Here is a 23,599-nt window from a genome sequence, read left to right on the forward strand (position 1 = left end):
ACTCCCCTTCGGGTGTTTTCTCCCGACTCTAACAGGCGGAGAGGACCGCCTATTCCCCTCCCCGAAGCGCCTCCGCCCGGCCCGCGACGATCAGTCACCGTCCGGCCGGGGGCTGGCTGCGGGCGACCGGGACGGCGGACCTGTCGTTTCATCCTCCGGGCTCATCGGCCGGCGGGTGCCGGGTGGCGCCGATGCGCGGTAGTAGGTGAGGAAAACGGCGGCGGCCCAGTTGCCGTCGTCGAGGTCGTTGACCTGGACTACGGCGATGTCGCCGGTGCTGCGGTTGCGCAGGCAGAAGCTGATACCGGGCTGCGCCTGGGGGAAGCGCACCTTACGGGTGGGGTGCTGAGCCAGTCCGGTGACGCAGTCGTCGACGGTCGGTACGGCGCGACCGGCCAGGTAGGCGTCGGTGAGTGACTGGAGATCGAAGGCACCGTGGCTGTCCCCGCCCGCGTAGGTGCTCAGGGTCCAGGCGCCCGCCCGGGGGACGACGGTGCCGGCGATGAGGTCGAAGTACTCATCGGCGTTGCGCACCGACAGCGGCCTGTTGACGTAGACGGGCGTGTACGCGGAGGAGGGCGTACGGCCGCCTCCGTCGGAGGAGGCCCCGCCCGTGGGCGTCGCGCCGGGGGCCTCGTTCGCCCGGGGAGACTGCGAGGAGCCGATCACCTGCATCGCGTAGACGCCGCCGGCCGCCGCGAGTACGAGTGCCGCGGAAACCGCCATGATCTTCCTGCGCCACCAGACCGGCCTCTCCGCCCCGGCGGCCGGTGAGGGCGGCTCGGGCGGAGGCGGGCCCGGCTTCTCCTCGGGGTGCACGGGAGCGCTCCCAGGCGACGCGACGTCCCGCGAGCCGGTCACCGGCGTCTGCCGGGCGGTCGGCCGGAGCGGAATCTCCGGCATCGCCACACCCGTCATCGCCGAGCGGGCCCGCGTCCACCGGCGGCGACACTCCTGCACCATGGCCTCGTCACCGGTCATCGCGCGGACCATCGCCACCGCGTGATCGATCGAGGGCAGCCGCGTGGCGTCCAGAGCGTCCTGCAGCGTGCTGCGTGCCACTCGCGTGCCGGCCTGTCGCGTGCGGCGCTCCAGTTCACGCAGAGACACGTCTCCGCCTGAAAGCCGCACCTGCCGCAGCCACAGCGCGAAGTCCTCGACCACACCGCGCTCGTCGTCCGCCATGGCGCCCTCCGGTGTCCGGGATCGTCCGGAGGATAACGCCGTAGTCCGAGTCTGTCCGGAGGTTGGCCTGATGTGTCCGGATCGCTCTGAGATCCGGCGCATGTACGGCGCACTTGAGGCATCCCCCCTTTCCCCCGGCCGGTCGCATGCGGTCCCGGCCATCTCGAAGGGATGCCCCATGACCGACGGACAGTTCCCTCCCTGGCCGTGCTCCACAGCCGAAATGATCCGTCATCTCGAACGCAACGGATTTCACCGCGTCCGCAGCCGCCGTCGCATCAAGCTTCGCAACGACCGGGGGCAACCCATCACCATGCCCCGCCACCGTCAACTGTCAGAAGACACCTATTACCGAATCCGGCACCTGATCGGCCGGTGACCCATTCCGGCCGACGGATGGAAACACCGGCGCGGTCGGTCCGGATCGCATCGGGCGGCGCAGCGCGGCGCTCGTGACCGTGCCGGAGGCGCCGACCGCGACGGGCTCACCGCGGAGCACCAGGCCACCGCGACAGGTTCACCGAGGAGCGCCGGGGCACCACGACCCGGCGCTCAGAGCCGGTCACAGCCGGACGCCCACCATGACGGGCTCGTTGACCAGCGTGACGCCGAACCTCTCCCGCACCCCGTCGCGGACCTCCCGGGCCAGGGCGAGCAGGTCGGCGGTCGTGGCCGACAGCTCGGGGTTGGTCAGTGCGAGGGTGTGCTTGGTGGAGATACGTGCCGCGCCCCGCCGGTACCCCTTGGGGAAACCGGCATTCTCGATCAGCCACGCCGCCGGCACCTTGACCGACCCGTCCGGCATGTCGAAGCGGGGGAACCCGGGCGCCCGCCGTTCCAGTTCGGCCGCCTCGGCCGCGGACAGCAGCGCGTTGGTGAAGAACGAGCCCGCGCTGCGGCTGTCGGGGTCGGCGGCGTCGAGGACCATCCCCTTGCCCCGGCGCAGCTCCAGCACGACCTCGCGGGCCCGCGCCACCGGCACCCGCTCGCCGAGGGCGACGCCCAGCCGTACGGCCAGCTCACGGTAGGCGACCGGACCGGACAGCCCACCCGCCGCCGGCAGCTCGTAGGTGACGGCGAGGACGACGTATCGTCCGGGCTCCTCCTTGAACACGCTGTGCCGGTAGGCGAACCGGCACTCGTGCGCGGACAGCTCGGTCACGTCACCGTTCTTGCGGTCGTAGACCCGGACGCCGACGACGGTCTGCGACACGTCCTGCCCGTAGGCGCCGACGTTCTGGATCGGGGTGGAGCCGACCTGGCCGGGTATGCCGGCCAGGCACTCGATGCCGGAACGCCCCTCGGCCACCGCGCGGGCGACCAGCGCGTCCCAGTCCTCCCCGGCCTGGACGGTGAGCCGGTCGCCGTCGGCCTCGATCCCGCGGGAGGCGACCCGGATGACCAGCCCGTCGAAGCCGTCGTCGGACACGACGAGGTTGCTGCCGCCGCCGAGCACCAGGACCGGCTCACCGGCCCGGTCCGCGGCGGCGACCAGCTCGACGATCTCCTCCGCCGACCCCGCCTCCGCGAACGCCCCGGCCGGTCCGCCCAGCCCCAACGTCGTGTACGGCGCCAGCCGTACCCCTGCCACCCGCTCAGCCATGCACTTTCCCCAAAAACGCCGGTCTTCGGACCCGCGACCAGCCTACGGGGAACCCAGCAGCCTCAGCACGCGCTCGTAGGTCCGGTGCGACTCGCGCTCGCGGTATTCGGGATCGACGTCGTGGTAGCCGCGGTGGCGTCCCTCGTGGACCGGGAGCTCGTCGCCGAGGGCGACGACGTTGCCGGGGATGGTGAGGGAGAACTCCAGGTCGGCGTTGCGGTAGTAGCGCGCCCCGGAGGGGAATCCGCCCACCGACAGCGCGGCGTCCCGCCGGACCGCGAACAGGTGGCCGAGCACCGCCCGGACGTCGCCGGGTCCGGCGTCCTTCCACTCCCGGCGGTCCTCACCCGGGTCGACGCCCTTCCAGCCCGCGGCGCTCACCTTGTCGCTCAGCGCCTCGACCAGCGGGGTGATCGCGTCGCCGTCGAGGACGGTCGAGGTCTCCATCACCACGTGCACGTCGGAGTCGTCGAGCTCCAGCAGCTTGTTGCGGCTCTCGCCCCAGCCGGCCGTCCCACCCCGCCAGTGCGGGGTCTCGGCCACGTGCCACGCCTGGATCCGTTCGGGGTCGGCGTCGGCGAGTTCCTGCAGGACGGCGCCGGAGCCGTCCACGTCACCCAGGTCCAGCGCGACGATCTTCGCGTCGGTGTGGGTGAGCAGGGCGCGGACGCACTCGCGCAGGTCGTCGGGCCAGCCGTCCACGACGAGCCCGACCGTGACGGTCGGCGAGGTCATCGGCTTACGGCCCTCGACCGGGGTGACCTCCTCGTCCACCCGGGAGACGGCCAGGCTCGCGTCCCACAGCAGCTGCGAGGAGACCATGCGCTCGGGGGCGCGTTCGACGTCGTCGGACCGGCCGAGGAGCTCGGCGCCCTCGGGCCGCGGCCGGGGAGCCGCCTCGGCCTCACCGATCCGTTCGGCGTCGAGCTGCCCCACCCCCTCGGGGCGGGCGCCCGGCTCGGCGGCCGCGGCGACCCGTTCGGCGTCGGGCGCGTCGCCCCGGCCGACGTCCGCGGAGGCGCCGCGCCCGGCTCCCGCCGCGGCGCCACCGGTTCCGGCCGGTTCACCGGCCCGGGTCTCGCCCCCGGCCTCCACGGTGCCCACGGCGGCGTCACGGCCGGTGCCGGCGTCGGTGTCGCGGTTCGTGGACGCGGGGATGCCGTGCCCCTCCGGGCGGAGTCCCGCCTCGGCGGACCGCTCGGGCGGCCTGCCGCCCGCACCCGTCACCGGTACGGAGCTCACCGTGGGCCAGACCTTGAAGGACGGCCTGGGGGCGAGCTCGAACCCGTCGTCGGTGTCGCGGACGGCCCAGCCCTCGGCTTCGATGTCGTCGCGGAGCGCGTCCGCCCCCGCGTAGTCGCGGTCGGCGCGCGCCCTGGCCCGCCGCTCGGCGAGCTCCGTCACGTGAGGTGGTACATCGCTCATGCCGGGACGCTACCCACGGACCGGGCGAAGTATCGTCCGGCCCGCCCACCGGCGGATCTTTCCGCGCGGCGGGACCGGGACGTGCCCGCCGTACGGATCCGCCGACCCCGGGAAAGGCCCGGGACGTCCGCCGTGCGGATCCGCCGGCCCGGGAGAAGCCCCCGGGACGCCCGCCGTACGGCCCGCGCCCGGAGCGACCCGGCGCGGGCCGGGAGAGGTCAGGAGAGCTGGACCACCGCGCGGGCCCGGGAGAGCACGCGGGAGTCGCCGGACCGGGCGGTCAGCCCGACCAGCACGCGCTTGTCGTCGAGCTTCTCCTCGACGACGCCGCTCACCGTGATGGTCGCCCCCTCGTCGTCGTCCGGGACGACGACCATGGAGGAGAAGCGCACGCCGTAGTCGACGACCGCGCCGGGGTCACCGGCCCAGTCGGTGAGGAACCGGCCCGCCTGCGCCATGGTGTACATACCGTGCGCGATGACGTCGGGCAGGCCGACCGCCTTGGCGAACCGCTCGTTCCAGTGGATGGGGTTGAAGTCGCCGGAGGCCCCGGCGTACATCACCAGGTTGGCGCGGCGGACCTGGTAGTCGGCGGCCGGGATCTCCTGGCCCTGCTCAACCTCGTCGTACCTGACAGTCGCGGCCATCTCAGCTCGCCCCTCCGCGCTCGACGATGGTGTTGTAGGTCGTGCAGACGGGCTCGCCGTCGACCGTGGTGACGTCGCTTTTGACCGTGATGAGCTCGTTGCGGCCCACGCTGCGGATGTCGGTCACGGTGGAGACGCTGACCAGCTCGTCACCGGCGTGGATCGGCCGGTGGTACTCGAAGCGCTGCTCGCCGTGGACCACCATGGCGAAGTTCAGGCCCAGCTCGGGGTCGGCCAGGATCGACCCGCCGGAGAGGCTGAACACGATGGGGAAGGTGGGCGGCGCGATCACGTCGGGGTGGCCGGCGGCCTGAGCGGCCTCCCGGTCGCGGTAGACCGGGTTGTTGTCGCCGATCGCCGCCGCGAACTCCTTGATCTTCACGCGGCTGACCTCGTAGGGCGGGGAGGGCGCGGACGCCCGACCGACGAAGTCGCGGTTCAGAGCCATCATGCTCCTTTACGGTTACCGAGCTGGTGAGACCGACGGTGACAAGAGCCCTGCGCTCCCGCCCCGTGACCGGTCATCCAGAAACCGTAACCCGGTCCGCGGGCGGCACCGGCTGTCGGGCGCGGTCAACGCCCGGCCGGGAAAGCTGTCCGGACACGACAACCTCCGGGCACGACGATCTCCGGGCGTGATGACCGCCCGGACGCGGCAACCGTCCAGACGCGACGAACCGGCGCCCGATGTCGGGACGCCGGTTCGTCGTCGGTATGGAATGCCGCTGAAGCGGGCCTCACCCGGTGGGGACCGGTGGGCCTCGCCGGGAGACCTAGCGGGTCTCGCGGTGCGCCTGGTGCGTCTTGCAGTTGGGGCAGTACTTCTTCAGCTCAAGCCGATCCGGGTCGTTGCGCCGGTTCTTCCGCGTGATGTAGTTGCGGTGCTTGCACTCCTGGCAGGCCAGCGTGATCTTCGGCCTAACGTCGGTGGCAGCCACTTGGGAGTGCCTTTCTACGTTCGGGACTGGGACAACCCACACCGGTGCCCCTGCTGGGAGACCGGGAGGGTAGTAGCGGAGGCCGGACTTGAACCGGCGACACAACGATTATGAGCCGTTTGCTCTGCCTGACTGAGCTACTCCGCCTTGAGGCCGACTGACATCGGCCGACCCCGATAGGATACCCGACCCGCGGAGTGACTGCGCACTCGTGCAGGTCGGGGCACTCTTTTCTGGGTTTCCCCAGTATGACCGCCCGCACGCCGGGAGTCACGGGAGTTTTCCGGCCCCGCGAGCCGCGCCCGGACCGGGCTCCCGCCCATCGGCGGGTCCTCCCTGATCACAGGCCAGGCTACCAGCGGCCGGAGGCCGGCGCGAACCGCCCGGCCCCTCCGGATCGCCGTACGGCGGGCGCCCACCGGGCACCGGTCCGGCACCGCGCGCCCCGGCCGGCCCCACGTCCCGGACACCGATCCGGCACCGCGCCCCTGCCGGCCCCGCGCCCCCGGGCCCCGGGCCCCGGGCCCCGGGACCGGCGTACGGCGGCATCCGCCCCGCGAGCCGCCGGTCGGTAGGATCCGGCCGTACACGATCAAGGAATCCGGCGTGAAGCCGAAGATCCCACCGGGAGGTCATCGTGATCGACGAGACCGAGCTGCGGCACCTGCGCCGCTGCGTGGAGCTGGCCGCCGAGGCCCTGGAGGAGGGGGACGAGCCGTTCGGTTCCGTGCTCGTCGCCGCCGACGGCACCGTCCTCGGCGAGGACCACAACCGGGTGGCCTCCGGCGACCACACCCGCCACCCCGAGTTCGAGCTGGCGCGCTGGGCCGCGGCGAACATGACCCCCGAGGAGCGGGCGGCCGCGACCGTCTACACCTCGGGCGAGCACTGCCCGATGTGCGCCGCCGCGCACGCCTGGGTCGGCCTGGGCCGCATCGTCTACGTGAGCTCCTCCGAGCAGCTGTCGGCCTGGCTCGCCGAGCTCGGGGTCCCCGCGCCGCCGGTGCGGACCCTGCCGATCCACGAGATCGCCCCGGGCGTCGTCGTGGAGGGTCCGGTCCCCGCCCTGGCGGAACAGGTACACGACCTCCACCGCCGCTTCCACTCCTCCCGCTGACCCGCTCCTCCCGCCGGCCGCTCGCCCACAGCCCGATATCGTCCATCCGTACGGCGCGGCCGTCCGGGGTCGCGATGGATCGGTCTCCTCGGCGACGCGGCCGCCGGAGCAGGTCCGCCGGGGGACGGCATGCGGGTCGCGGACCTCTTCATCGGCGGCACGATGCGCCTCCGCGGCGGGACCGGCGCACGGGTCTCACAGGATCCCGCCCGAAACGAGAAACGCCCGGCCCCGCGATCTCGCGGTCCGGGCGATCTTTCCTGCTGAATGGAGCCCCTTTACGGAATCGAACCGTAGACCTTCTCCTTACCATGGAGACGCTCTGCCGACTGAGCTAAAGGGGCCTGTCTGCTTCGCTTTCGCGCTTGCCGACAGGTGTAACCATACACGGCTCCGGACCAGGATGCGAAATCAAACGGGAGCCACCGAATCACGGAGGCCCCGGGGTGTCCGTCCTTAAGTGAACGACAAGTAACCCATAAGCGGATCTCCGCAATCTGGACCGGCGACCCCATCCGGACCGACCGAGGAGAACCCCCACCATGGCCCCCGAACTCCTGGGCTTCCAGCTCACCCACCGCACCATGCGGGGCGACACCCGCCGCCTGGCCACGCTGGCGGCGGAGCTGGCCGAAGGCCGCCAGACCGCCGACCCGGCCCGCGCCCGGGCCGTCTCCGAATACGTCAGGGCCCTGTGCACGGGCATCCACCACCATCACACGATGGAGGACCGCGCCCTGTGGCCCGTCATCGAGCGGTCCGCCGGGGCCGAGGTGGACCTGCGCGACCTGAGCGACGACCACTCCGCGCTGGACCCGCTGCTGAACGAGATCGACGGCCAGGCCGTCGCGTTCGCCACGACCCGTGACGCCTCCGCCCTGGCCTCGTCGCTGACCCGGCTCGCCGACATGCTCGACGAGCACATCGAGGAGGAGGAGCGGCTGCTCTTCCCCGTCATCATGAAGTACGTCTCCGCGGCCGACTGGAAGAAGGTCGAGGACGCGGTCCGCAAGGGCACCAAGGCCAGCGTCGAGCTGCCCAAGATCGAGCAGTACGCCCGGCCCGAGGAACTGGCCCGGCTGCGCAGGCTGGCCGGGCCTGTGCTGTCGGTGCTGCTCGCGCTGTTCCGCGGCGGCCACCGCCGCCGGCAACGGCTGGTCTTCGGCCCCCTCGCCGGGTGAACCGGGGGAGCCGGGTGAGCCGGGGGCGAAGGGCCGGGAGCCCGGAGCCGAGGACCGGGAACCGGGTGACCGTACCTGCCCGGCCCGTCACCCGCCCGGACGGATCCCGGGCGAACGGCCGAGGCGGCCCCCGCCCCGGCGGGCCGCCTCGGCCGCCCGGCCGGCCCAGTGCGGGGAGCCGAGCCGCTCGGCGACCCGCTCCGCCGTGGCGTAGTGGGCGGTCCCGTCCCGGCCCAGCGCCTCGGCGAGGTCGCCCAGGATGTGGGCGACCGGCCCGAGGGTGACCGACCCGCAGTGCAGCCCGGCAGCCTCGCCGTCCCAGGGCAGCAGCTCCTCGTAGCACCGCTCGGCCGTCGGCCGGTCGCCCAGCGCGACGGCGTTCTCGGCCCGCAGCGCCGTCTGGATCAGCCAGTAGTAGTCCTTCCTGATCCGCCGGTCCGGCTCCCAGAACGTCCGGGCCTCGTCGAGCCGCCCTTCGGCCACCAGGGCCCGGGTCAGGATCTCCGAGGTGTCGGACGGGACGAGGCGGTGCATCGCCATGATCTCCGGGACGTCCTGCGGCAGGCCGCCCGCCAGGCGGGCGACGAAGCGGCCCATGACGCCCGCGCCGGCCGCGTTGGCGCCGCCGGCCGCCGCCATCCGCTCGGCCGCCGCCGCGTAGGACCGCTCCGCCCCCGCGAAGTCGCCCCCGATCAGCAGGAGCAGGGTGTCGAGCATCGACAGCACGCTCAGCGCCAGCCCGAGCTGTCCGCCGGTGGAGTGTTCGAGCGCCCGGTCGGCGTGGTGGCGGGCGGCGGCGAGGTCGCCGCCGCCCAGGCTCACCATGTACAGCGCGTGGTGGCCCTGCATCTCGTAGCCGGGCAGCCCGGCCTCGCCGCCCAGCTCCACCAGCTCCCGGCCCACCGCCTCCAGCTCGTCGCGCCGGTGCGGCGTCAGCAGGACGAAGTAGCGGGCGTTGAGCGCCAGGCAGACCAGCTCGGCGCGGCCCAGCCGCCGGGCCAGCCGCAGCGCCTCGGCGCCGGCCCGCTCGCAGGTGTCGTCGTCGTGCCCCTCCAGTTCGAAGGTGAGGGTGGCGAGCAGCCGGCAGCGGGTCTCGTCGTCGGTCCCGGCGGGGTCCGCCAGCGCCTCCCGGACCGCCGCGACGAACGCCTCGTCGACCTGCCGGTACGGCTGGATCGACCAGGTCACCGGGGCCTCGTAGCAGGTCAGCGCCCGGGTCATGCCGGTGCCGAGCCGCCGCGCCGCCTCCATCGCCCGCTCCCGGTTGCCCCGGGCGGCCATCACGTCGCCCTCGTGGGCCTGGACGCCGACCAGACCGCAGAGCAGGTCGAGCCGCCGGTGGTCGTCGTCGCCTCCGACGAGGTCGAGCGCGCCCCGGTAGAGGAACCCCGCCTCCCGGTAGGCGTGCATGGCCGCCGCCTTCCTGGCCGCCGCCACCACGTACGGCACGGACCGCCCGGCCGTGCCCGGCGTGGCCGCGGCGAGCGCGTGGTGTCCCAGCGCCGAGACGTCCCCCGGCCGGATCCGCTCCAGCGCGTCGAAGACCCTGCCGTGCAGCCGGGTACGGCGGATGCGGGGGGTGTCCTCGTAGAGCGTCTCGCGCACCAGCACGTGGGCGAACCGGACCCGGCCCGGGGCGGGCTCGTCCAGCAGCCCGGTGAGCACGCCGGCCTCCATCCCCTCCAGCAGCGCGTCCTCGTCGGCGCCCGCCATCGCCAGCAGCACGTCCACGTCCACGTCCCGGCCGATGATCGCCGCGTCCCGCAGCGCGGTCTGGGCCGTGGCGGGCAGCCGGGCGATCCTGCGCCGGATCAGGTCGCGCACCCCGGGCGGCAGCGCCCTGGCCGCCGCCATCCCGTCCGTGCTGATCAGCCGGGCGGTCTCGGACACGAAGAGGGGGTTGCCTCCGGTCCGCTCGGCCACCGTACGGGCGATGACCGGGTCCACGTCCAGGCCGGAGCGCTCCCGCAGCAGCCGGGCCACCTCGTCGCCGTCCAGCCCGCCCAGGTCGAGCCGGTGGGTGTCGTGCCCGGCCAGCGCCGCCCAGGTCGCGCCGAGGTGGTCGGTGGCCTCTGCCGGGCGGTAGGTGGCCAGGAACGTGATCCGCGCGGCGGCGGGCCGTACCGCCAGGTGGCGCAGCAGGCCGAGCGTCTCCTCGTCGGCGCGGTGCACGTCCTCCAGGACGACCAGCACGCGGACGTCTTCCCGTACGGTCCGCGCCAGGTAGTCCTCCACCGCCCTGGCGAGGTGGAACCGGCCCGTGGCCGGGGCGTCGTCGGTCAGCAGCGGCGCGAGCCGCGCCGCCACGTCGTCGCCGGGGGGCAGCTCCGCGGTCAGGCGGCGCAGGACCTCGCTCCACGCCCACGCGGGCGGCGCCCCGCCGTCGGTCTCCGGGCACTGCCCGGTGGCGGTCAGCCATCCGCGGTCCGCCAGCCTCCGCGCGAACGCGCCGGCCAGGGCGCTCTTGCCCGCCCCCGCCTCGCCGCCCAGCCAGATCGTGCTCGGCCCGGGGGTTCCGGCGACGGCTTCCAGGCGGGCGAGCTCCGCCGTACGGCCGACCAGGGCGCCCGGCTCCCCCGGCTCCGGGGCGCGCCGCGCGGCGGGGGACGGGGCGGGCGCGTCCCGGCGGGGGAAGACGGCCACCCCCCGGCCGCGCGGGGGGACGTCGGAGTCGCGGCGGCGCGGGAGCGCGGCCCGTTCCCGGGGGCGCAGCGAGTCGGCGTGGCGCAGGATGTCGGCCTCCAGCGCGCGTAGCGCGGGCCCGGGATCGACCCCCAGTTCGTCGGCGAGGGTCGCGCGGGCCCGGCGCAGCGCGGCCAGCGCGTCGGCCTGCCGTCCGGCCCGGTAGTGCGCCAGCGCGAGCAGCCGGACGGCGTTCTCCCGCAGCGGATGGGCGCGGACGTGCCGTTCGAGCTCGATCCCGGCCTCGCGGCCGAGCGCCAGCAACGCCTCGGCCCGGTGCTCCACCGCGACCAGGCGCAGTTCCTCCAGCCGCGCCGCCTCCGGTTCGGCCCACCGCTCGTCGGCGAACTCGGCGTAGGCCGGCCCCTGCCACAGGGCCAGTGCCCGGTCCGCGAGGTCGAGCGCCCGGTCCCCGTCGTCCTCGGCGAGGGCGGCCGCGGCCGACTCGATCAGTCCCGGCAGCAGCCAGGCGTCCACCCGCTCCGGTTCTAGGCGGAGACGGTAGCCCGGCGCGGCGCTCACCAGGACGGCGGCGGGCGCCCGGGGCGGGCGGTCGGGTTCGAGGGCCCTGCGCAGGTTGGACACGTACACCTGGAGGGCGGCCAGGGCTCTGGGAGGGGGCTGCCCGCGCCAGAGGTCGTCGATGAAACGATCGGTGGAGACCACGTGCCCGCCCGCGGCGACGAGCCGGGCCACCACGGCTCGCTGCCGGAAGGGCCCGAGGTCCGCCCGACGACCGTTGATCTCCGCCTGGAGCGGACCGAGAACACGCAACATAGCAGGGGCAGCGTAAGCGGTCCGGATTGCCGATGGATTGACGTCGTCCGGCAGCATGATTCCGTACGGCACCGGGATTCGGCCCGGGGATTCGACAGCGAGGAGCGAGATGCCGCACGACCGGCGCGTGGAGACGATCCGGGCGCTCGACGAGAGCGACCGGCGGCACTGGTACTGGCACGGCGTGGACGGCGACGGCCACGTGTGGCTGTTCGAGGCCGTCATCGACGACGGCGGGGAGTACTGGCCGGTCAGGCATGCCGAGCTGGGGTCCGACGGGGTGGCCCGAAGGTACTCGTGGCGGCACATCGAGGACGAGCACGGCTTCCTGGCCGAGGGCCCGATCTATCCCGACGACTTCGGCCTGAACCAGGTGACCGCCGAGGAGTTCGCCACGCTGTGGGCCGCGCTCGACCGCTGACACGCCGGACGGCGACGGCGGGAGGCGGGGGCACGGACGAGGAGAACGGACGAGGCGAGCGGAGGCGGGGGACCTCACCTCTTCCGGGTGACGACTCCGTTCTCGAAGGTCCGGATCACGGTCGAGGTGACGCCGTGGCGGGGCAGCTGCCCCTTCTCGGCGGCCTCCCAGCCGGTGTAGACGAGCGCCCAGAGCACCTGCTGGATCCACTCCGCGCCGAGTTCGGGGTCGAAGACCCCCTCGGCCTGACCGCGTTCGATGAGGCCGATCGTGGTCGGCACCGACGGGTCGGGCTCGAACGGGTCGGGTTCGGAGCAGCCCGCCTCCTCCAGCACGCGCGGGTCGCCGAACAGGAACGCCAGCCGGTCGCCGACGTCCACCATGGCCGCGATCAGCCTGCGCATGGCCTCCAGCGGCGGCCCCTGGTCGATCGCCGCCTCCGCCGTCGAACGCTCGACCACCCGGAAGGAGTCGGCGACGGCCGCGTCGACGAGCACCTTGCGGTCGGGGAAGTAGCGGTGCAGCGTGCTGCGGCCGACCTGGGCGGCCTCGGCGATGTCGGCCAGGGTGGCGCCGCGGTCGCGGGCGAGGACCGAGGCCGCGGCGCCGAGGATGGCGCGGCGCGTGCGGCTGCGGGTTCCGGACTCCGGGGTGTCGCTCACCCGCGAAGAGTAGCACCACGCCCCATAACGAGATATCGGTGCTTGTTTTTGAGACACCGAAGTCTCATTATGGAGCGATGACATCCTTCGCAGTCGTCGCCGAGGGGTTGCGCAAGCGCTACGGCGACGCCGACGCCCTCGACGGATTCGACCTGACCGTGCCGGAGGGCACGGTGTACGGCCTGCTCGGGCCGAACGGCGCCGGGAAGACCACGGCCGTCCGGATCCTGACCACGCTGCTGCGCCCCGACGAGGGCCGCGCCGTCGTCGCCGGGTTCGACGTGGTCACGCAGCCCGACCGGGTACGGCACGCCATCGGCCTCGCCGGGCAGCAGCCGACCGTGGACGAGATCCTCACCGGCCGGGAGAACCTGGAGATGTGGGGGCGGCTCCGCCACCTCGGCGCGGCCGCCGCCCGCCGCCGGGCCGGGGAACTGCTGGAGCGGTTCGGACTGGCCGAGGCGGCCGGGAAGCGGGTCAGGCACTACTCCGGCGGCATGCGCCGCCGCCTCGACCTGGCCGCCGCCTTCGTCCTGGCCCCGCGCGTGCTGTTCCTCGACGAGCCCACCACCGGCCTGGACCCGCGCAACCGCAACGAGGTGTGGCAGACCGTACGCGGCCTGGCCGAGGCGGGCAGCACGGTGCTGATGACCACGCAGTACCTGTTCGAGGCCGACCGGCTCGCCCATCGGATCGCGGTGGTCGACGCGGGCCGGGTGATCGCCGAGGACACCCCCGAGCGGCTCAAGTCCGCGGTCGGCGGCGACCACGTCGACCTGGTCCTGCGCCACGCCGCCGACCTGGCCGAGGCCGCGCGCGTCCTGGCCGGGGCCGCCGGCGCCGAACCGGTGGCCGACCACGACACCCGGCGCCTGACCGTCCCCGTCCGCGACCGGATCGGCGCCCTGACACGGATCATGCGGGAGCTGCAGGAGCGCGGCGTCGAGGTGGAGGACGTCACCCTGCGCCGCCCGACGCTGGACGAGGTGTTCCTCAGCATCACCGGTGCCAACAGCACCAATGGCACCAACGGCGTCACCGCCGTCACCGGAGAGGGGACCGCGGCATGACCGCCCTCCCCCTCACCCCCGCCCTCCCCCGCACGCGCCGCGAGCGGCTGCGCTGGACGCTGGCCGACGGGTGGACGATCGCCCGGAGCAACCTCGTCCACTGGACGCGCAACCCCGCCGCCGTCCTCAACGCGCTGCTGTACCCGATCGTGATGGTGCTGCTGTTCGGCTACGTCTTCGGCAGCGCGATGAACGTCGCCGGGGGCGGCGACTACCGGGAGTTCCTGATGCCCGGGATGTACGCCCAGTCGATGACCATGGGCGTGATGACCACCATGATCATCATCGCCACCGGCTCCGCCCGCGGCGTCACCGACCGGTTCCGCTCGATGCCGATCTCCCAGGCCGCGGTGGTGCTGGGCCGCTCCTTCGCCGACATGGTCAACTCCGTGCTGGAGCTGGCCGTCCTGCTCGCCTGCGGCCTGGTGGTCGGCTGGGGCTGGCACCGGGGCGCGGGCGCCGCCCTGGCCGCCGTCGGCCTGCTGCTCCTGTTGCGCTTCGCGCTCATCTGGGTCGGCATCTACGTCGGGCTGGCGCTCACCCCCGAGTCGGCGAGCGCGGCCTGGATGCCGCTGCTGCCGATCACCATGCTCGCCGACACCTTCGTCTCCCCCGCCCTGATGCCCGGCTGGATGAGGGTGATCGCCGAATGGAACCCGCTGTCGGCCACGGTGGCCGCCTGCCGGGAGCTGTTCGGCAACCCGGGCTGGGGCGGCGACTCCTGGGCCGCCCAGCACGCGCTGTGGCTGGCGATCGGCTGGCCGGCGCTGATCACGCTGGTCTTCCTGCCGCTGTCGGCACGCCGCTACCGGCGGCTGAACCGCTGATCCCCCGCCCCGGCGGCCCGAGGACGTCGCCGGGGCCGACGCCGCGGTCCCGCGCGGGGAGGGGCATAGCCTGTCCTCCCGTGAGCATCGAGGTGATCTACGACGAGCGTCTCCGCGCCGTCCCGGCCGACCGGGAAGCCTACGCCGCCATGGTCGACGGGATGAAGGCGGACCTGGCGCGGCTGGACGCGGAGGGGGCGGCCGATCCGGCCGAGGTGTTCCGGCTGCTGCGGCGCGTCGGTTTCGGCCTGGTCGTCCTCGGCGAGTACGGCGAGGCCGTCTCCCACCTGGAGCGCGCGCTGCTCCTGGCGGGAGAGAGTCCCGCCGCGCTGACGGCCGTACGGATCAATCTCGCCGACGCCCACCGTTACGCGGACGACCTCGTCCGTGCCGAGCCGCTCTACCTGGAGGCGCTCGCGACCGCCCCGCCGGACATGCGCGACTTCGCCCTCCAGCACCTGGCCAAGCACCGCATCGACCAGAACCGCCTGGACGAGGCGGAGTCCCTGCTCCGCGAGACGCTGGAACTGCGCGAGGCCAAAGGGGACCCGGAGCTGATCGCGTCGACGGAACGCGCCCTCGCCCACTGCCGCCGCCGCACCGAGAGCCCGGACTGAGACCTCCGGACGGCGTTCACGTCCGCTCGGAGGTCTCGTTCGACCAGCGGTCACCGGCGCGGCAGGCAACGCTTCGGCTCCGTTCCCCGGCTCTCCTTCGCGCGGGAGGCTTCGGCGCGGGCGAATACGGCCGGACCCGGTGGCGCTTCCCGTGACCTACCTGGTGCGGTGCGTCTGGCTACCGTCACGTTGACGGATTTGCCGTGAAGAGGATCGGCCTAACTTCGGTGGCACCTGAAAGAACATCGAAAGGGGCAGGTCATGGCGGCGATGCGGATGGCGGGGATGGGACTCGCGGTCGGGGCGGTGCTGGCGCTGTGCACTGTCACGGGGCCGGCGCAGGCGGCCGAGCAAGGCCGGGACAGAGCGGCGGGCTGCGCGGAGGCGCGGCCGGAGGTCACCTCCATCAGCGGCTGGGTGTCGCCCAACGCCTGCGCCTTCATCAAGCGGCAGATCAAGTTCGGCAAGGTCACCACCCCCGACCGGGTGGGCGCCTACGTCGACATGTGGTCCAAGGACGCGACGCTGTGGGAGCCGGCGAAGGCGAGCACGCCACTGCTCCAGGGTGAGGAGGCCATCAGAAAGGCGATCAGCGGATCGCTCGGCCTGGTCCCCGACTTCCGCTTCCGTGGCACGCGCATCGCTGTGAACGGTCCCGCCGTGATGTTCGAAGCGCACAACGAGGCCACGATCAAGGGACACGAGGTCGCCTACCCTGCGGTCTACCGGGTCCAGCTGACCGACGACGGCAAGGTCGACCAGGGCCGCCGCTACTACGACCGGCACACCTGGTTCAAGCCGCTCGACCCCGAGTTGCCCGACCCGTTCGCCGGCGTCGCCGACGGCGTCCCCGACCGGGGCCGCAGGCCCGTCCTCGCCCCCGATGAGCTCGTCGCCCGTGCCGAGGCATGGAACGACGAGGACGCGGAGGCCCTGGTGGAACGGCTCACCGGCGCGCCGCTGTCCGCCCCTGGCCTGAACGGCGGCACGCTGCGCGCCACGCAGGGCAAGCTCGCCTACCTGAAGAGGTTCTTCGAGCAGGTCAGCGATGTCCGGCTGCAGCCGGGCCAGGCCGTCAAGGTCGACGGCGCGACGTACCTCGAATGGCACGGCACGCTCCTGCCCAAGGGCCAGACCGACCCGGTCAGCTTCGGCGTCATCGAGCGCGTCGGCGACACCGGTGGCATCTCCAGTGACTGGACCCTGACCTTCGACCGGCTGCCGCTCGTCGCCGACGAAGCCAAGATCACCGAGCTGTACGGCAGGCTCAGGTAGCGATCGAGGCCAGCTCCGCCCGCGAGGAGACCCCCAGCTTGGGGAATGCCTTGTAGAGGTGGTAGCCGACGGTGCGCGGGCTGAGGTACAGCTGGGCCGCGATGTCGCGGTTGGACGCGCCCGCGGCGGCCAGCCGTACCACCTGCCTCTCCTGTGCGGTGAGGACGCTGAGCGGATCGTCCGCCTGGCGCGGGGCCGCGGGGACGTCGCCGGTGGCGCGCAGCTCCGCGCGGGCACGCTCGGCCCACAGCGCCATGCCGAGCCGGTCGAAGGTCTCCAGGGCGGCGCGCAGCTGGGCGCGGGCGGCGGCGCGCTTGCGCGCCCGCCGCAGCCACTCGCCGTAGAGCAGCCGTGTGCGGGCCTGCTCGTGCGGCTGCTCGCCCTGCTCGTGCGCCCGCATGGCCTCCTCGTACAGGTCCTCGTCGTTCTCGACGAGGGCGCGGCAGCGCAGTGCGACCGCGTCGGCGGACGGCACGCCGACGCCGGCCGCCCAGTTCAGGTAGTACGCCAGGGGCTCGCGCGCCCGCTCGGGCTCCCTGGCCCTGACGGCGGCCTCGATCCGGTCGGGGGCGAAGAAGACGGACACCGGCGCGTTGGCGGCCGAAATCCTCTCCAGGATCTCCAGCGACGCCTCTGGACGGCCCAGCGCGAGCTCCAGCCGGCCGAGCCCGGCCACCGCGACCGCCTCGGCCACGCGGAGCCCGCGCGTTCCCGCCTGTTCGAAGACGGCCGCGGCCGCCGTCCGGCACTCCTGCTCGTCGCCCAGCTCGCCGCGCGCCAAGGCGAGCAACGCGGTGAGTGCGACCGCTCCGTTCCGCTGCCCCAGGTCGCCGACCACGGGGATGATCTCCTCCAGCTCGGTCGCCGCCTCGCGATACCTGCCCATCAGCATCTGCGCCTGCAGCCGGGTCTCCACGGCGATGACCAGCCAGCCGCCCATGTCGTGGGCCCTGCACTCGGCCTCGACGCGCGCCGCGACGGCCTCGCCCTGACCGTAGCGTCCGATCGGCGCGCACAGCTGGGCCACGAAGAGCATGCCCGGCACCCGGAGCGCGGACAGATCCGGAGCGAGCACCAGCTCCTGCATGAGTGTGACCGCATCCTTCAGGTCGCCGTTGACCAGTGCGGCCAGCCCGAGCGCGCCGCTCACCAGCGGAGAGCCGACCTCGGGCAGGGTCCTGAGCAGCCTTGCCGCCCGCTCCGCCAGGCTCGGGTCACTTGCGTACCACCCGCAGCGCACCGCCTCCACGATCAGGTAGGCCGCCCGCTCGGCGTCCAGCGGGGCGACCCGCTCCGCGCCGGCGATGATGAGCTCGCTGGCCGCGGCCCGGCTGCCCTGCTCGAACTCCCGATGGGCACGCACCTGGATCAGGTGGGCGAGGGCCAGCGGGTCCTGGATCTCCTCGCTGGCCCGGTCGGCCAGCGAGCCCGCGCGGGCCGGCTGGCCCGCGTCGCTGGCCGCCACGGCCGCCGCGGCCAGCCGTACCGACCGCTTGGCGGTGTCGGGGGTGACTTCCGCGGCCCGCTCGTAGGCCGCGGCCATGGCCGCATAGCCGGAACGGGTGCGCGCCCGCTCCGCGGCCAGCTCCAGCTCGCGCGCCACGTCCTCGTCGGGCGTGGTCGTCGCCGCGGCCAGATGCCAGGCCCGGCGGTCGGCGTGCTCGTCGCCGTCGAGCACTCCGGCGAGCGCACGCCGTACGACCAGCCGCGAGGTCAACGGCATGTTCTGGTAGGCGGCGGCTCTGATGAGCGGGTGCCTGAAGGCCACCACGGCCCCGTTCACCGTGACCAGCTTGGCCTGCTCCGCCGCCTCCAGGTCCGCCAGCTCGGCGGAGAAGGACTCCGCGGCGCGCAGCACGATGCCAAGGTCGCCCGTGTCGTCGGCGGCGAGCACCGCGAGCAGAGCCTGAGCCGTGTCGGGCAGCGCCCTGATCTGCTGCTGGAAGGCCTCCTGCACCCGGTTGGCGACCGGAATCGTGGTGAACGGGTTCAGCTGCCCGGCCTGCTGCTCCGCGGTGAGCGTGGACGGCAGCTCGATGAGCGCGAGGGGATTGCCGCCCGCCTCGTCCAGGACGCGGTCACGCACCTTCGGCGCCAGATCCCTGGTCGACTCGGCCAGCAGCGCGACGGCGGCGTCGCGGTCCACACCGTCCAGCCACAGCTCGGGCAACCCCTGTGGGCGGAACTCCTCCCTGCCCGCGAACACCAGCGCGACGCCTTCCGCGTCCAGCCGCCGCGCCACGAACACCAGCGCGTCGATGGACGCCTGGTCGAACCACTGCGCGTCGTCGACCAGGCAGAGCAGCGCCCCGTCGCCCGCGACCTCGGCCAGCAGGCTGAGCACGGCCAGCCCGACGAGGAACCGGTTCTCCGGAGCCGCCGCTCCCAGCCCCAGCGCGCCCTGCAGCGCCGCCGCCTGTGCCTCGGGCAGCGTGTCGATCCGGTCGAGTTCGGAACGCAGGAGCAGATGCAGGGCGGCATACGGCAGCTCCGCCTCGGACTCGATGCCGACCCCGTGGAGCACCCGCACCCCCGCGGCCCGCTCCGTCAGGTGGCCGAGCAACGCGGTCTTCCCGATACCCGGCTGGCCGCGTACCACCAGCACACCACTGCGCCCGGACCGCGCGTCCGCCAGCAGCCGGTCCATCTGAGCCTGCTCCGCAGCCCGCCCGTACAACATGGCTGAAATCTAATCCAGCGGAACGCGGATCAGATCTCCGGCCTGGCGGCGGCGGCGAATGACGAATGCCCGCCGGGTGTGCGCGGGTGGGCGTGACCGGGCACTACCGTCACGATGACAGATTCGGCGCGGCGTCGACCTGCGTAATTTCGTTGGCACAGGGACGACAGCGTCCCGCACGAAAGGATCTGATCATGGCCGCCATCGCCACCGCGCCCACCACCACCGCCAACTCCAACGCCGAGGCCAAGCTGCTGCGGTTCGCGCTCAAGCTGGACGCCGTCGCGTCGGGTGCCATCGGCCTCGTCCTCCTGGCCGTCGCAGCGATCTCCGGCTCGATGTTCGGTCTGCCCGCCGCCTTCCTCGTGCCGGTCGGCGCGTTCCTGGCCGTCTTCGCCGCGGACCTCCTCTACCTCGCCACCCGTCCGGCGCTGAACAGGACGGTGGTGATCGCGGTGATGGTGGTCAACGTGGCCTGGGTGGTGGCCAGCGCGGAGATGCTGATCGCCGGATGGTTCCCGGTGTCCGGTCTGGGCACGGCCTTCGTGATCTTCCAGGCGGTAGGGGTGGCGGGCTTCACGGGCCTGCAGTTCGCCGGGCTCCGGAAGGCCTGAGCGAACTGCGTGGCAAGGCACGCCTGCAATGCGTCCACGGGGAGCAGCCAGACCATGAGACCTCCGGGCAGCGCCACGCTGCCCGGAGGTCTCATACGTGGGTGGATCGCGATGGCCCATGGCGGGCCAGGGCGCCTGTCGTGGGCCCGGACGGCGGGGGCGCACCCGTGAAATCCCGTGGAGCCGGAGCGTCCCACCGGGCTAGGTTTCCGTCATGTCCGAACTCGAGCGGCTCCGCTGGCAGCTGAACGTGTCCTGGTCGCTGCTGTCCCTTCACCTGGAGCGGAAGAACGCCGCGGAGATCGGATCGCTGCGCCACCTGTACAACGCGGACCGGGGCTGACGGCGGCGCGACCGTATCGCGGCGGGTCACCCGGAGGAGCCGGCCGCCGACCCACCGGGTTCCCGGGAGCGTCCCGGGGAAAGGCGGGCGGCGACGGTCTCCAGCAGGGCGACCACTTCGGCTATCCGCGCGGGGTCGTCCGTGCCCAGCGCCTTCGCGAGCGGGCCGTCGATCGGTGCGGCTCGCACCTCGGTCACCCTCTCCGGCACCTCGGGAGCGACTTTGACCAGGGTGCGGCGGCGGTCGGCGGGGTCGGGGCCGGTCACGACGGCGCCGACCGTTCGCAGCCGGCCCACGGCGGCGGAGACGGCGCTCTGCGGCAGACCGGTGCGCGCGGCGATCTCGCCGATGGAGGTCTCGGCATGGCCGCGCAGGTCGGCGACGACCACCAGGACGGTACGGGTGCTGGTGGTCTGCGGCCCGATGCTCTCGGTGGGCATGGCCTCCTCGCCGATCTTCATCAGCGTCCGGCCGAGCAGGAAGAGGTCTACTCCGTTCACGTCGTCAAATTTACATCAAAAAAGATGCATCAAATCTGATACGTTCAGGACATGAACGGAATCCTCCATGTCCCGGGTGCCCGCCTCTACTACGAGGTCCGCGGCACCGGCCCGGTGCTGCTCATCTCCCAGAGCGGCGAGGGAGACGCCCGCCGTACGGTCGACCTGGTGGACCGGCTCGTCGCCGACCACACCGTGGTCACCTACGACCGGCGCGGCCTGTCGCGCAGCGTCCTGGACGACCCTGACGCCGGCGCCACCATGGCCGAGCACGCCGACGACGTCCACCGGTTGCTCGCGGAGGTCACGGACGCGCCCGCCGACATGCTCGGCTGCAGCTTCGGCGCGGTCCTCGGCCTGCACGTGGCCATCGACCACCCCGGCCGGCTCGGCACGCTCATCGCCCACGAGCCCGTCGCGCCCGCCCTGCTCCCCCTCGCCGAACGCGAACACCACCGGCGGGAGCTCGCGGACCTGCAGCGGCTCTACCGCGACCGGGGACTCGCCGAAGCCATCACCGGGATCGCCGGAGTCCTCGGCATCGAGCTCGGCGAACAGCAGACCGAGCCGGGACTCACCCCGCACCCGATGGACGACCGGCGCCGGGCCGGCTTCGACTTCTTCATCCGCAACGACTTCAGCGCGGTCATCGACGACACGCTGGACGTCACCGGGCTCAAGGACACCGCCACCCGCGTCATCCCCGCCGCCGGGCGCACCACCCCGCGCCACGTGTTCGACCACCGATGCGCGCACGAACTGGCGGCGCTCGTCGGCACCGAGGTGGCGGAGTTCCCCGGCGGGCACAACGGCAACCTCACCCACCCGCGCGCCTACGCCGCACGCATCCGTGAGCTGCTCCGTCCCCACCCCTGATCCGGCGGCCGCCGGGCCGGCCCCGGCGTCCTCATCCGCCCTGATCGTTCACCGAACGGGCACCAGGGGGGCCGGTCGCCCCGGGGTGGGGGAGACGAGCAGGTGACCGAGACCGGCCTCGGAGAAGGCGGCGTGCACGTCCGCCTGGTTCTCGGTGAAATGGGTCCAGCCCTCGACGTGGAGCGGCACGACGTACCGGGCTTTCAGCAGACGTGCGGCGATGACCATGTCGGCGGCGTTCAGGGTGAGCCGCTCGTCGATCATGGGTGTGCGGACGGCGCCGCCGAACAGCAGCGCGACGTCGACGGCCGGGAACCGCTCGGCTATGAGTTCCACGCACTCCAGCGAGGCGTTGTCCCCGCTGATGTAGACGGTGGGCAGCCCGTCGCCGGTGAGCACGAAGCCGGTGACCTGACCGACGATGGGCTCGCATCCCGGCGGGCCGTGCAGGGCGGGAACGGCGGTGACGCGAACCCGGCCGACGTCGTGGTGCTGCCAGGGGCGCATCGGGGTGACACCGGTACGCTCCGCGGCCTCGGGAGTGCTCAGGGTCAGCGGCGCGGCGGACATCATCCGGCGCCCCAGCCTGTCCAGGTTGTCGGGATGCTGGTCATGACTGAGCAGCACCAGATCCACCCGGCCGACGTCGGCGTGGGAGAGGGCCGGGCCGATGGTCTTGGTGAGCGTGAGCGGCCCGACGGGGTGATCTCCCGGCGGATCGAAGGTCGGATCGGTGAGGATCCGCAGCCCGCCGAGCTCCAGCAGGGCCGTCGGGCCGCCGATCGTGGTGATGGTGGGCAGCATGGGCGGCTCCGTTCGCCACGCGGTCGGGCATCGTCCGGATCACGCTAACCGAACGGGACGCGGGGCACCCCGCGATCGGGTACACCACCTGGCGTTTCGACCTTTCCGGCCGGAAGGTCACCGAAGTCCCGCTCATCCTGAACACGCCGAACCCGTACGGTCCCGTGGCCGGCGGTGCTCCCGGCGCCGCCCGTACCGATGACGATCGGCCCGCGCCCGCGGGACGGGGCCGCGCACCGGTCGGTCATGGTCGCCGTCCGCCGGCGACCATGACCTCCACCCTCACCACACCGCGCTCGCGGCCCCGAAGACCGTCAGACGGGCAGTACCCGCAGGGCGGGATGGCGGACCGAGTTCAGATACAGCTTGTCGGTGCCGTGCTCCTTCTCCAGTTCCAGGACGAACCGATAGCGGTAGAGCCCCGGCGGGGCTTCGCTCATCACCGCCCCGGCCCAGTAGTAGTAGACGGCGGTGTACTGGTCGCGCATCCGGTCGGGAGCGCCGTAGACCTTGAGCTCGGTCATCATCCGGCGTTCGGCGACGTCTTCCTCGTCGCCCTTCTCGATGTCGAGGAAGACCAGATTGTTGATCTTCGGCATCGGAGGCCAGGTGCCGTCCGGACGGCGGTGCATGTCGATCGGGCGGATGATCCAGTTGATCACCTGCCCCTGCTTGCAGGTGGTCTCCAGGTGGTCGGTGCCCTGCCCGACCCCGCCGACGCTGTTGTCCATCATGTAGAGGCAGCCGTCCAGAGACTTCGTCGCGGCGGCCTTCTCCATGTCGACGAGGGTCACCACGTTCAGCTGGACGGAGTTGAGCTGGCCGCGATCGGCGAAGTCCGTGGCCGCGTACGCCTGGGTCATCGGCCTGCCCTTTCCTCGTCGGCGGGACCGGCCAGGGCCGGCCGGGCGGTGGGGGTGAACGGCGTGCTGACGGTGCCGAGCAGGAACGAGAGCCGGTACGGGACCGGTTCGGTGAGGTCCTGCTTGACCTCGGCGGTCCAGAACACGATGTCGGTGCCGGGATACACCTTCCGCGTGGGCTCGGCGATCCGCGGGTCGATCTCGATGTCGGTGAGGGCCACGTAGGTCTCGCACTCCAGCGGGAGCACGTTCCACAGCAGGGTGTCGCCCTTGCGTACCCGGCTGTGCAGCTCAGGGGTGCCGAAACCGGTGGACCCCGCGGTCTTGTTGGTGTCGTAGAGATAGAGGTTGTCGTCCAGGCTCTCCGACGCCAGCGCGGCCACGGGGTCGACCACCGCGGTGATCGTCACGGGCCGGGCGGGCCGGACGGCCCGGGCGGGCCGGCGTTCGGACTGTCTGTTCCTCGGGGGCATGCTGCTCCTCCGCTCGAAG

24 protein-coding genes and 2 tRNA genes are annotated in these 23,599 nt (G+C 72.9%); 11 read left to right on the top strand and 15 right to left on the bottom strand.

The features are described 5' to 3' along the window. Positions 1 to 90: 90 nt before the first annotated feature. Entirely contained in the window at positions 91 to 1,185 is a 1,095-nt protein-coding gene (locus tag IEZ10_RS19720) for a hypothetical protein (RefSeq protein WP_189247963.1), read from the bottom strand. Positions 1,186 to 1,363: 178 nt separating this feature from the next. On the opposite strand from IEZ10_RS19720, the gene IEZ10_RS19725 reads away from it, so the two are divergent. Then, positions 1,364 to 1,564, top strand: a complete 201-nt coding sequence (locus IEZ10_RS19725) for a type II toxin-antitoxin system HicA family toxin (protein ID WP_189247964.1) — start codon at positions 1,364 to 1,366, stop codon at positions 1,562 to 1,564. 183 nt (positions 1,565 to 1,747) lie between these two features. Here the strand turns inward: IEZ10_RS19725 and IEZ10_RS19730 are convergent, their stop codons facing one another. From IEZ10_RS19730 to IEZ10_RS19755, 6 genes are all read right to left on the bottom strand, one after another. Next, positions 1,748 to 2,788: a UDP-N-acetylmuramate dehydrogenase gene (locus IEZ10_RS19730; protein WP_189247965.1), complete on the bottom strand. Its 1,041-nt coding sequence runs from the start codon at positions 2,786 to 2,788 to the stop codon at positions 1,748 to 1,750. Positions 2,789 to 2,830: 42 nt separating this feature from the next. Then, the gene (locus IEZ10_RS39970; RefSeq protein ID WP_189247966.1) at positions 2,831 to 4,213 is read right to left on the bottom strand and encodes a glycosyltransferase family 2 protein; all 1,383 of its coding nucleotides are present in this window, start codon (positions 4,211 to 4,213) and stop codon (positions 2,831 to 2,833) included. A gap of 218 nt (positions 4,214 to 4,431) precedes the next feature. Then, positions 4,432 to 4,860, bottom strand: coding sequence for a MaoC family dehydratase (locus IEZ10_RS19740; RefSeq protein WP_179820134.1), 429 nt, complete (start codon positions 4,858 to 4,860; stop codon positions 4,432 to 4,434). A gap of 1 nt (position 4,861) precedes the next feature. Continuing rightward, entirely contained in the window at positions 4,862 to 5,308 is a 447-nt protein-coding gene (locus IEZ10_RS19745; RefSeq protein WP_189247967.1) for a MaoC family dehydratase N-terminal domain-containing protein, read from the bottom strand. A gap of 325 nt (positions 5,309 to 5,633) precedes the next feature. After that, the gene (rpmG, locus tag IEZ10_RS19750) at positions 5,634 to 5,798 is read right to left on the bottom strand and encodes a 50S ribosomal protein L33 (RefSeq protein ID WP_030921771.1); all 165 of its coding nucleotides are present in this window, start codon (positions 5,796 to 5,798) and stop codon (positions 5,634 to 5,636) included. Between the two features lie 73 nt (positions 5,799 to 5,871). After that, positions 5,872 to 5,945 (bottom strand) — tRNA-Met (locus IEZ10_RS19755). A 490-nt stretch (positions 5,946 to 6,435) separates the two neighbouring features. Between IEZ10_RS19755 and IEZ10_RS19760 the strand changes: the two genes are divergently transcribed. Beyond that, complete coding sequence (locus tag IEZ10_RS19760; RefSeq protein ID WP_229811432.1) at positions 6,436 to 6,915, top strand: nucleoside deaminase; 480 nt, start codon at positions 6,436 to 6,438, stop codon at positions 6,913 to 6,915. A gap of 268 nt (positions 6,916 to 7,183) precedes the next feature. On the opposite strand, the gene IEZ10_RS19765 is transcribed toward IEZ10_RS19760, so the two are convergent. Then, positions 7,184 to 7,259, bottom strand: a tRNA-Thr gene (locus IEZ10_RS19765). A gap of 198 nt (positions 7,260 to 7,457) precedes the next feature. Between IEZ10_RS19765 and IEZ10_RS19770 the strand changes: the two genes are divergently transcribed. Next, positions 7,458 to 8,096, top strand: coding sequence for a hemerythrin domain-containing protein (locus IEZ10_RS19770; RefSeq protein WP_189247968.1), 639 nt, complete (start codon positions 7,458 to 7,460; stop codon positions 8,094 to 8,096). 87 nt (positions 8,097 to 8,183) lie between these two features. Here IEZ10_RS19770 and IEZ10_RS19775 read toward each other — a convergent pair whose 3' ends face one another. Further along, complete coding sequence (locus tag IEZ10_RS19775) at positions 8,184 to 11,555, bottom strand: ATP-binding protein (RefSeq protein ID WP_189247969.1); 3,372 nt, start codon at positions 11,553 to 11,555, stop codon at positions 8,184 to 8,186. Positions 11,556 to 11,664: 109 nt separating this feature from the next. Here IEZ10_RS19775 and IEZ10_RS19780 point away from each other — a divergent pair, with 109 nt between their 5' ends. Beyond that, positions 11,665 to 11,976: a hypothetical protein gene (locus tag IEZ10_RS19780; RefSeq protein WP_189247970.1), complete on the top strand. Its 312-nt coding sequence runs from the start codon at positions 11,665 to 11,667 to the stop codon at positions 11,974 to 11,976. Positions 11,977 to 12,050: 74 nt separating this feature from the next. Here IEZ10_RS19780 and IEZ10_RS19785 read toward each other — a convergent pair whose 3' ends face one another. Further along, positions 12,051 to 12,638 carry a TetR/AcrR family transcriptional regulator gene (locus tag IEZ10_RS19785; protein ID WP_229811433.1) on the bottom strand — a complete coding sequence of 196 codons (588 nt, stop codon included), beginning with the start codon at positions 12,636 to 12,638 and terminating at the stop codon, positions 12,051 to 12,053. A gap of 77 nt (positions 12,639 to 12,715) precedes the next feature. Here IEZ10_RS19785 and IEZ10_RS19790 point away from each other — a divergent pair, with 77 nt between their 5' ends. The 4 genes from IEZ10_RS19790 to IEZ10_RS19805 all read left to right on the top strand — a co-directional run bounded on the left by IEZ10_RS19790 (position 12,716) and on the right by IEZ10_RS19805 (position 16,427). Then, complete coding sequence (locus IEZ10_RS19790; protein ID WP_189247972.1) at positions 12,716 to 13,708, top strand: ATP-binding cassette domain-containing protein; 993 nt, start codon at positions 12,716 to 12,718, stop codon at positions 13,706 to 13,708. Beyond that, positions 13,705 to 14,535, top strand: a complete 831-nt coding sequence (locus IEZ10_RS19795) for an ABC transporter permease (RefSeq protein ID WP_189247973.1) — start codon at positions 13,705 to 13,707, stop codon at positions 14,533 to 14,535. The genes IEZ10_RS19790 and IEZ10_RS19795 overlap by 4 nt, the downstream gene beginning before the upstream one ends. 80 nt (positions 14,536 to 14,615) lie before the next feature. Continuing rightward, positions 14,616 to 15,152 carry a tetratricopeptide repeat protein gene (locus tag IEZ10_RS19800; protein ID WP_189247974.1) on the top strand — a complete coding sequence of 179 codons (537 nt, stop codon included), beginning with the start codon at positions 14,616 to 14,618 and terminating at the stop codon, positions 15,150 to 15,152. 261 nt (positions 15,153 to 15,413) lie between these two features. Further along, complete coding sequence (locus tag IEZ10_RS19805) at positions 15,414 to 16,427, top strand: nuclear transport factor 2 family protein (RefSeq protein WP_189247975.1); 1,014 nt, start codon at positions 15,414 to 15,416, stop codon at positions 16,425 to 16,427. On the opposite strand, the gene IEZ10_RS19810 is transcribed toward IEZ10_RS19805, so the two are convergent. Further along, positions 16,420 to 19,107 (bottom strand): AAA family ATPase, encoded by a 2,688-nt coding sequence (locus tag IEZ10_RS19810; RefSeq protein WP_189247976.1) that lies wholly within the window; start codon positions 19,105 to 19,107, stop codon positions 16,420 to 16,422. The genes IEZ10_RS19805 and IEZ10_RS19810 overlap by 8 nt on opposite strands. 194 nt (positions 19,108 to 19,301) lie before the next feature. On the opposite strand from IEZ10_RS19810, the gene IEZ10_RS19815 reads away from it, so the two are divergent. Beyond that, the gene (locus IEZ10_RS19815) at positions 19,302 to 19,721 is read left to right on the top strand and encodes a hypothetical protein (protein ID WP_189247977.1); all 420 of its coding nucleotides are present in this window, start codon (positions 19,302 to 19,304) and stop codon (positions 19,719 to 19,721) included. A 214-nt stretch (positions 19,722 to 19,935) separates the two neighbouring features. After that, on the top strand, positions 19,936 to 20,064 hold the full coding sequence (locus tag IEZ10_RS39975; RefSeq protein WP_268246337.1) for a hypothetical protein: 129 nt from the start codon (positions 19,936 to 19,938) through the stop codon (positions 20,062 to 20,064). A 26-nt stretch (positions 20,065 to 20,090) separates the two neighbouring features. Here IEZ10_RS39975 and IEZ10_RS19820 read toward each other — a convergent pair whose 3' ends face one another. Further along, positions 20,091 to 20,564 (bottom strand): MarR family winged helix-turn-helix transcriptional regulator, encoded by a 474-nt coding sequence (locus tag IEZ10_RS19820; protein ID WP_229811434.1) that lies wholly within the window; start codon positions 20,562 to 20,564, stop codon positions 20,091 to 20,093. A 51-nt stretch (positions 20,565 to 20,615) separates the two neighbouring features. Here IEZ10_RS19820 and IEZ10_RS19825 point away from each other — a divergent pair, with 51 nt between their 5' ends. Beyond that, positions 20,616 to 21,440 (top strand): alpha/beta fold hydrolase, encoded by an 825-nt coding sequence (locus IEZ10_RS19825; protein ID WP_189247978.1) that lies wholly within the window; start codon positions 20,616 to 20,618, stop codon positions 21,438 to 21,440. A gap of 48 nt (positions 21,441 to 21,488) precedes the next feature. Here IEZ10_RS19825 and IEZ10_RS19830 read toward each other — a convergent pair whose 3' ends face one another. The 3 genes from IEZ10_RS19830 to IEZ10_RS19840 all read right to left on the bottom strand — a co-directional run bounded on the left by IEZ10_RS19830 (position 21,489) and on the right by IEZ10_RS19840 (position 23,580). Continuing rightward, a complete protein-coding gene (locus IEZ10_RS19830; RefSeq protein ID WP_189247979.1) occupies positions 21,489 to 22,244 on the bottom strand; it encodes an MBL fold metallo-hydrolase in 756 nt (251 codons plus the stop codon). Between the two features lie 314 nt (positions 22,245 to 22,558). After that, complete coding sequence (locus IEZ10_RS19835; protein ID WP_189247980.1) at positions 22,559 to 23,107, bottom strand: DUF8788 domain-containing protein; 549 nt, start codon at positions 23,105 to 23,107, stop codon at positions 22,559 to 22,561. Then, positions 23,104 to 23,580 carry a DUF8788 domain-containing protein gene (locus IEZ10_RS19840; protein ID WP_189247981.1) on the bottom strand — a complete coding sequence of 159 codons (477 nt, stop codon included), beginning with the start codon at positions 23,578 to 23,580 and terminating at the stop codon, positions 23,104 to 23,106. Before IEZ10_RS19840 ends, IEZ10_RS19835 begins: the two co-directional genes overlap by 4 nt. Between the last annotated feature and the right edge of the window lie 19 nt (positions 23,581 to 23,599).

It is taken from the genome of Streptosporangium pseudovulgare, from assembly GCF_014648055.1.
GTDB lineage: Bacteria > Actinomycetota > Actinomycetes > Streptosporangiales > Streptosporangiaceae > Streptosporangium > Streptosporangium pseudovulgare.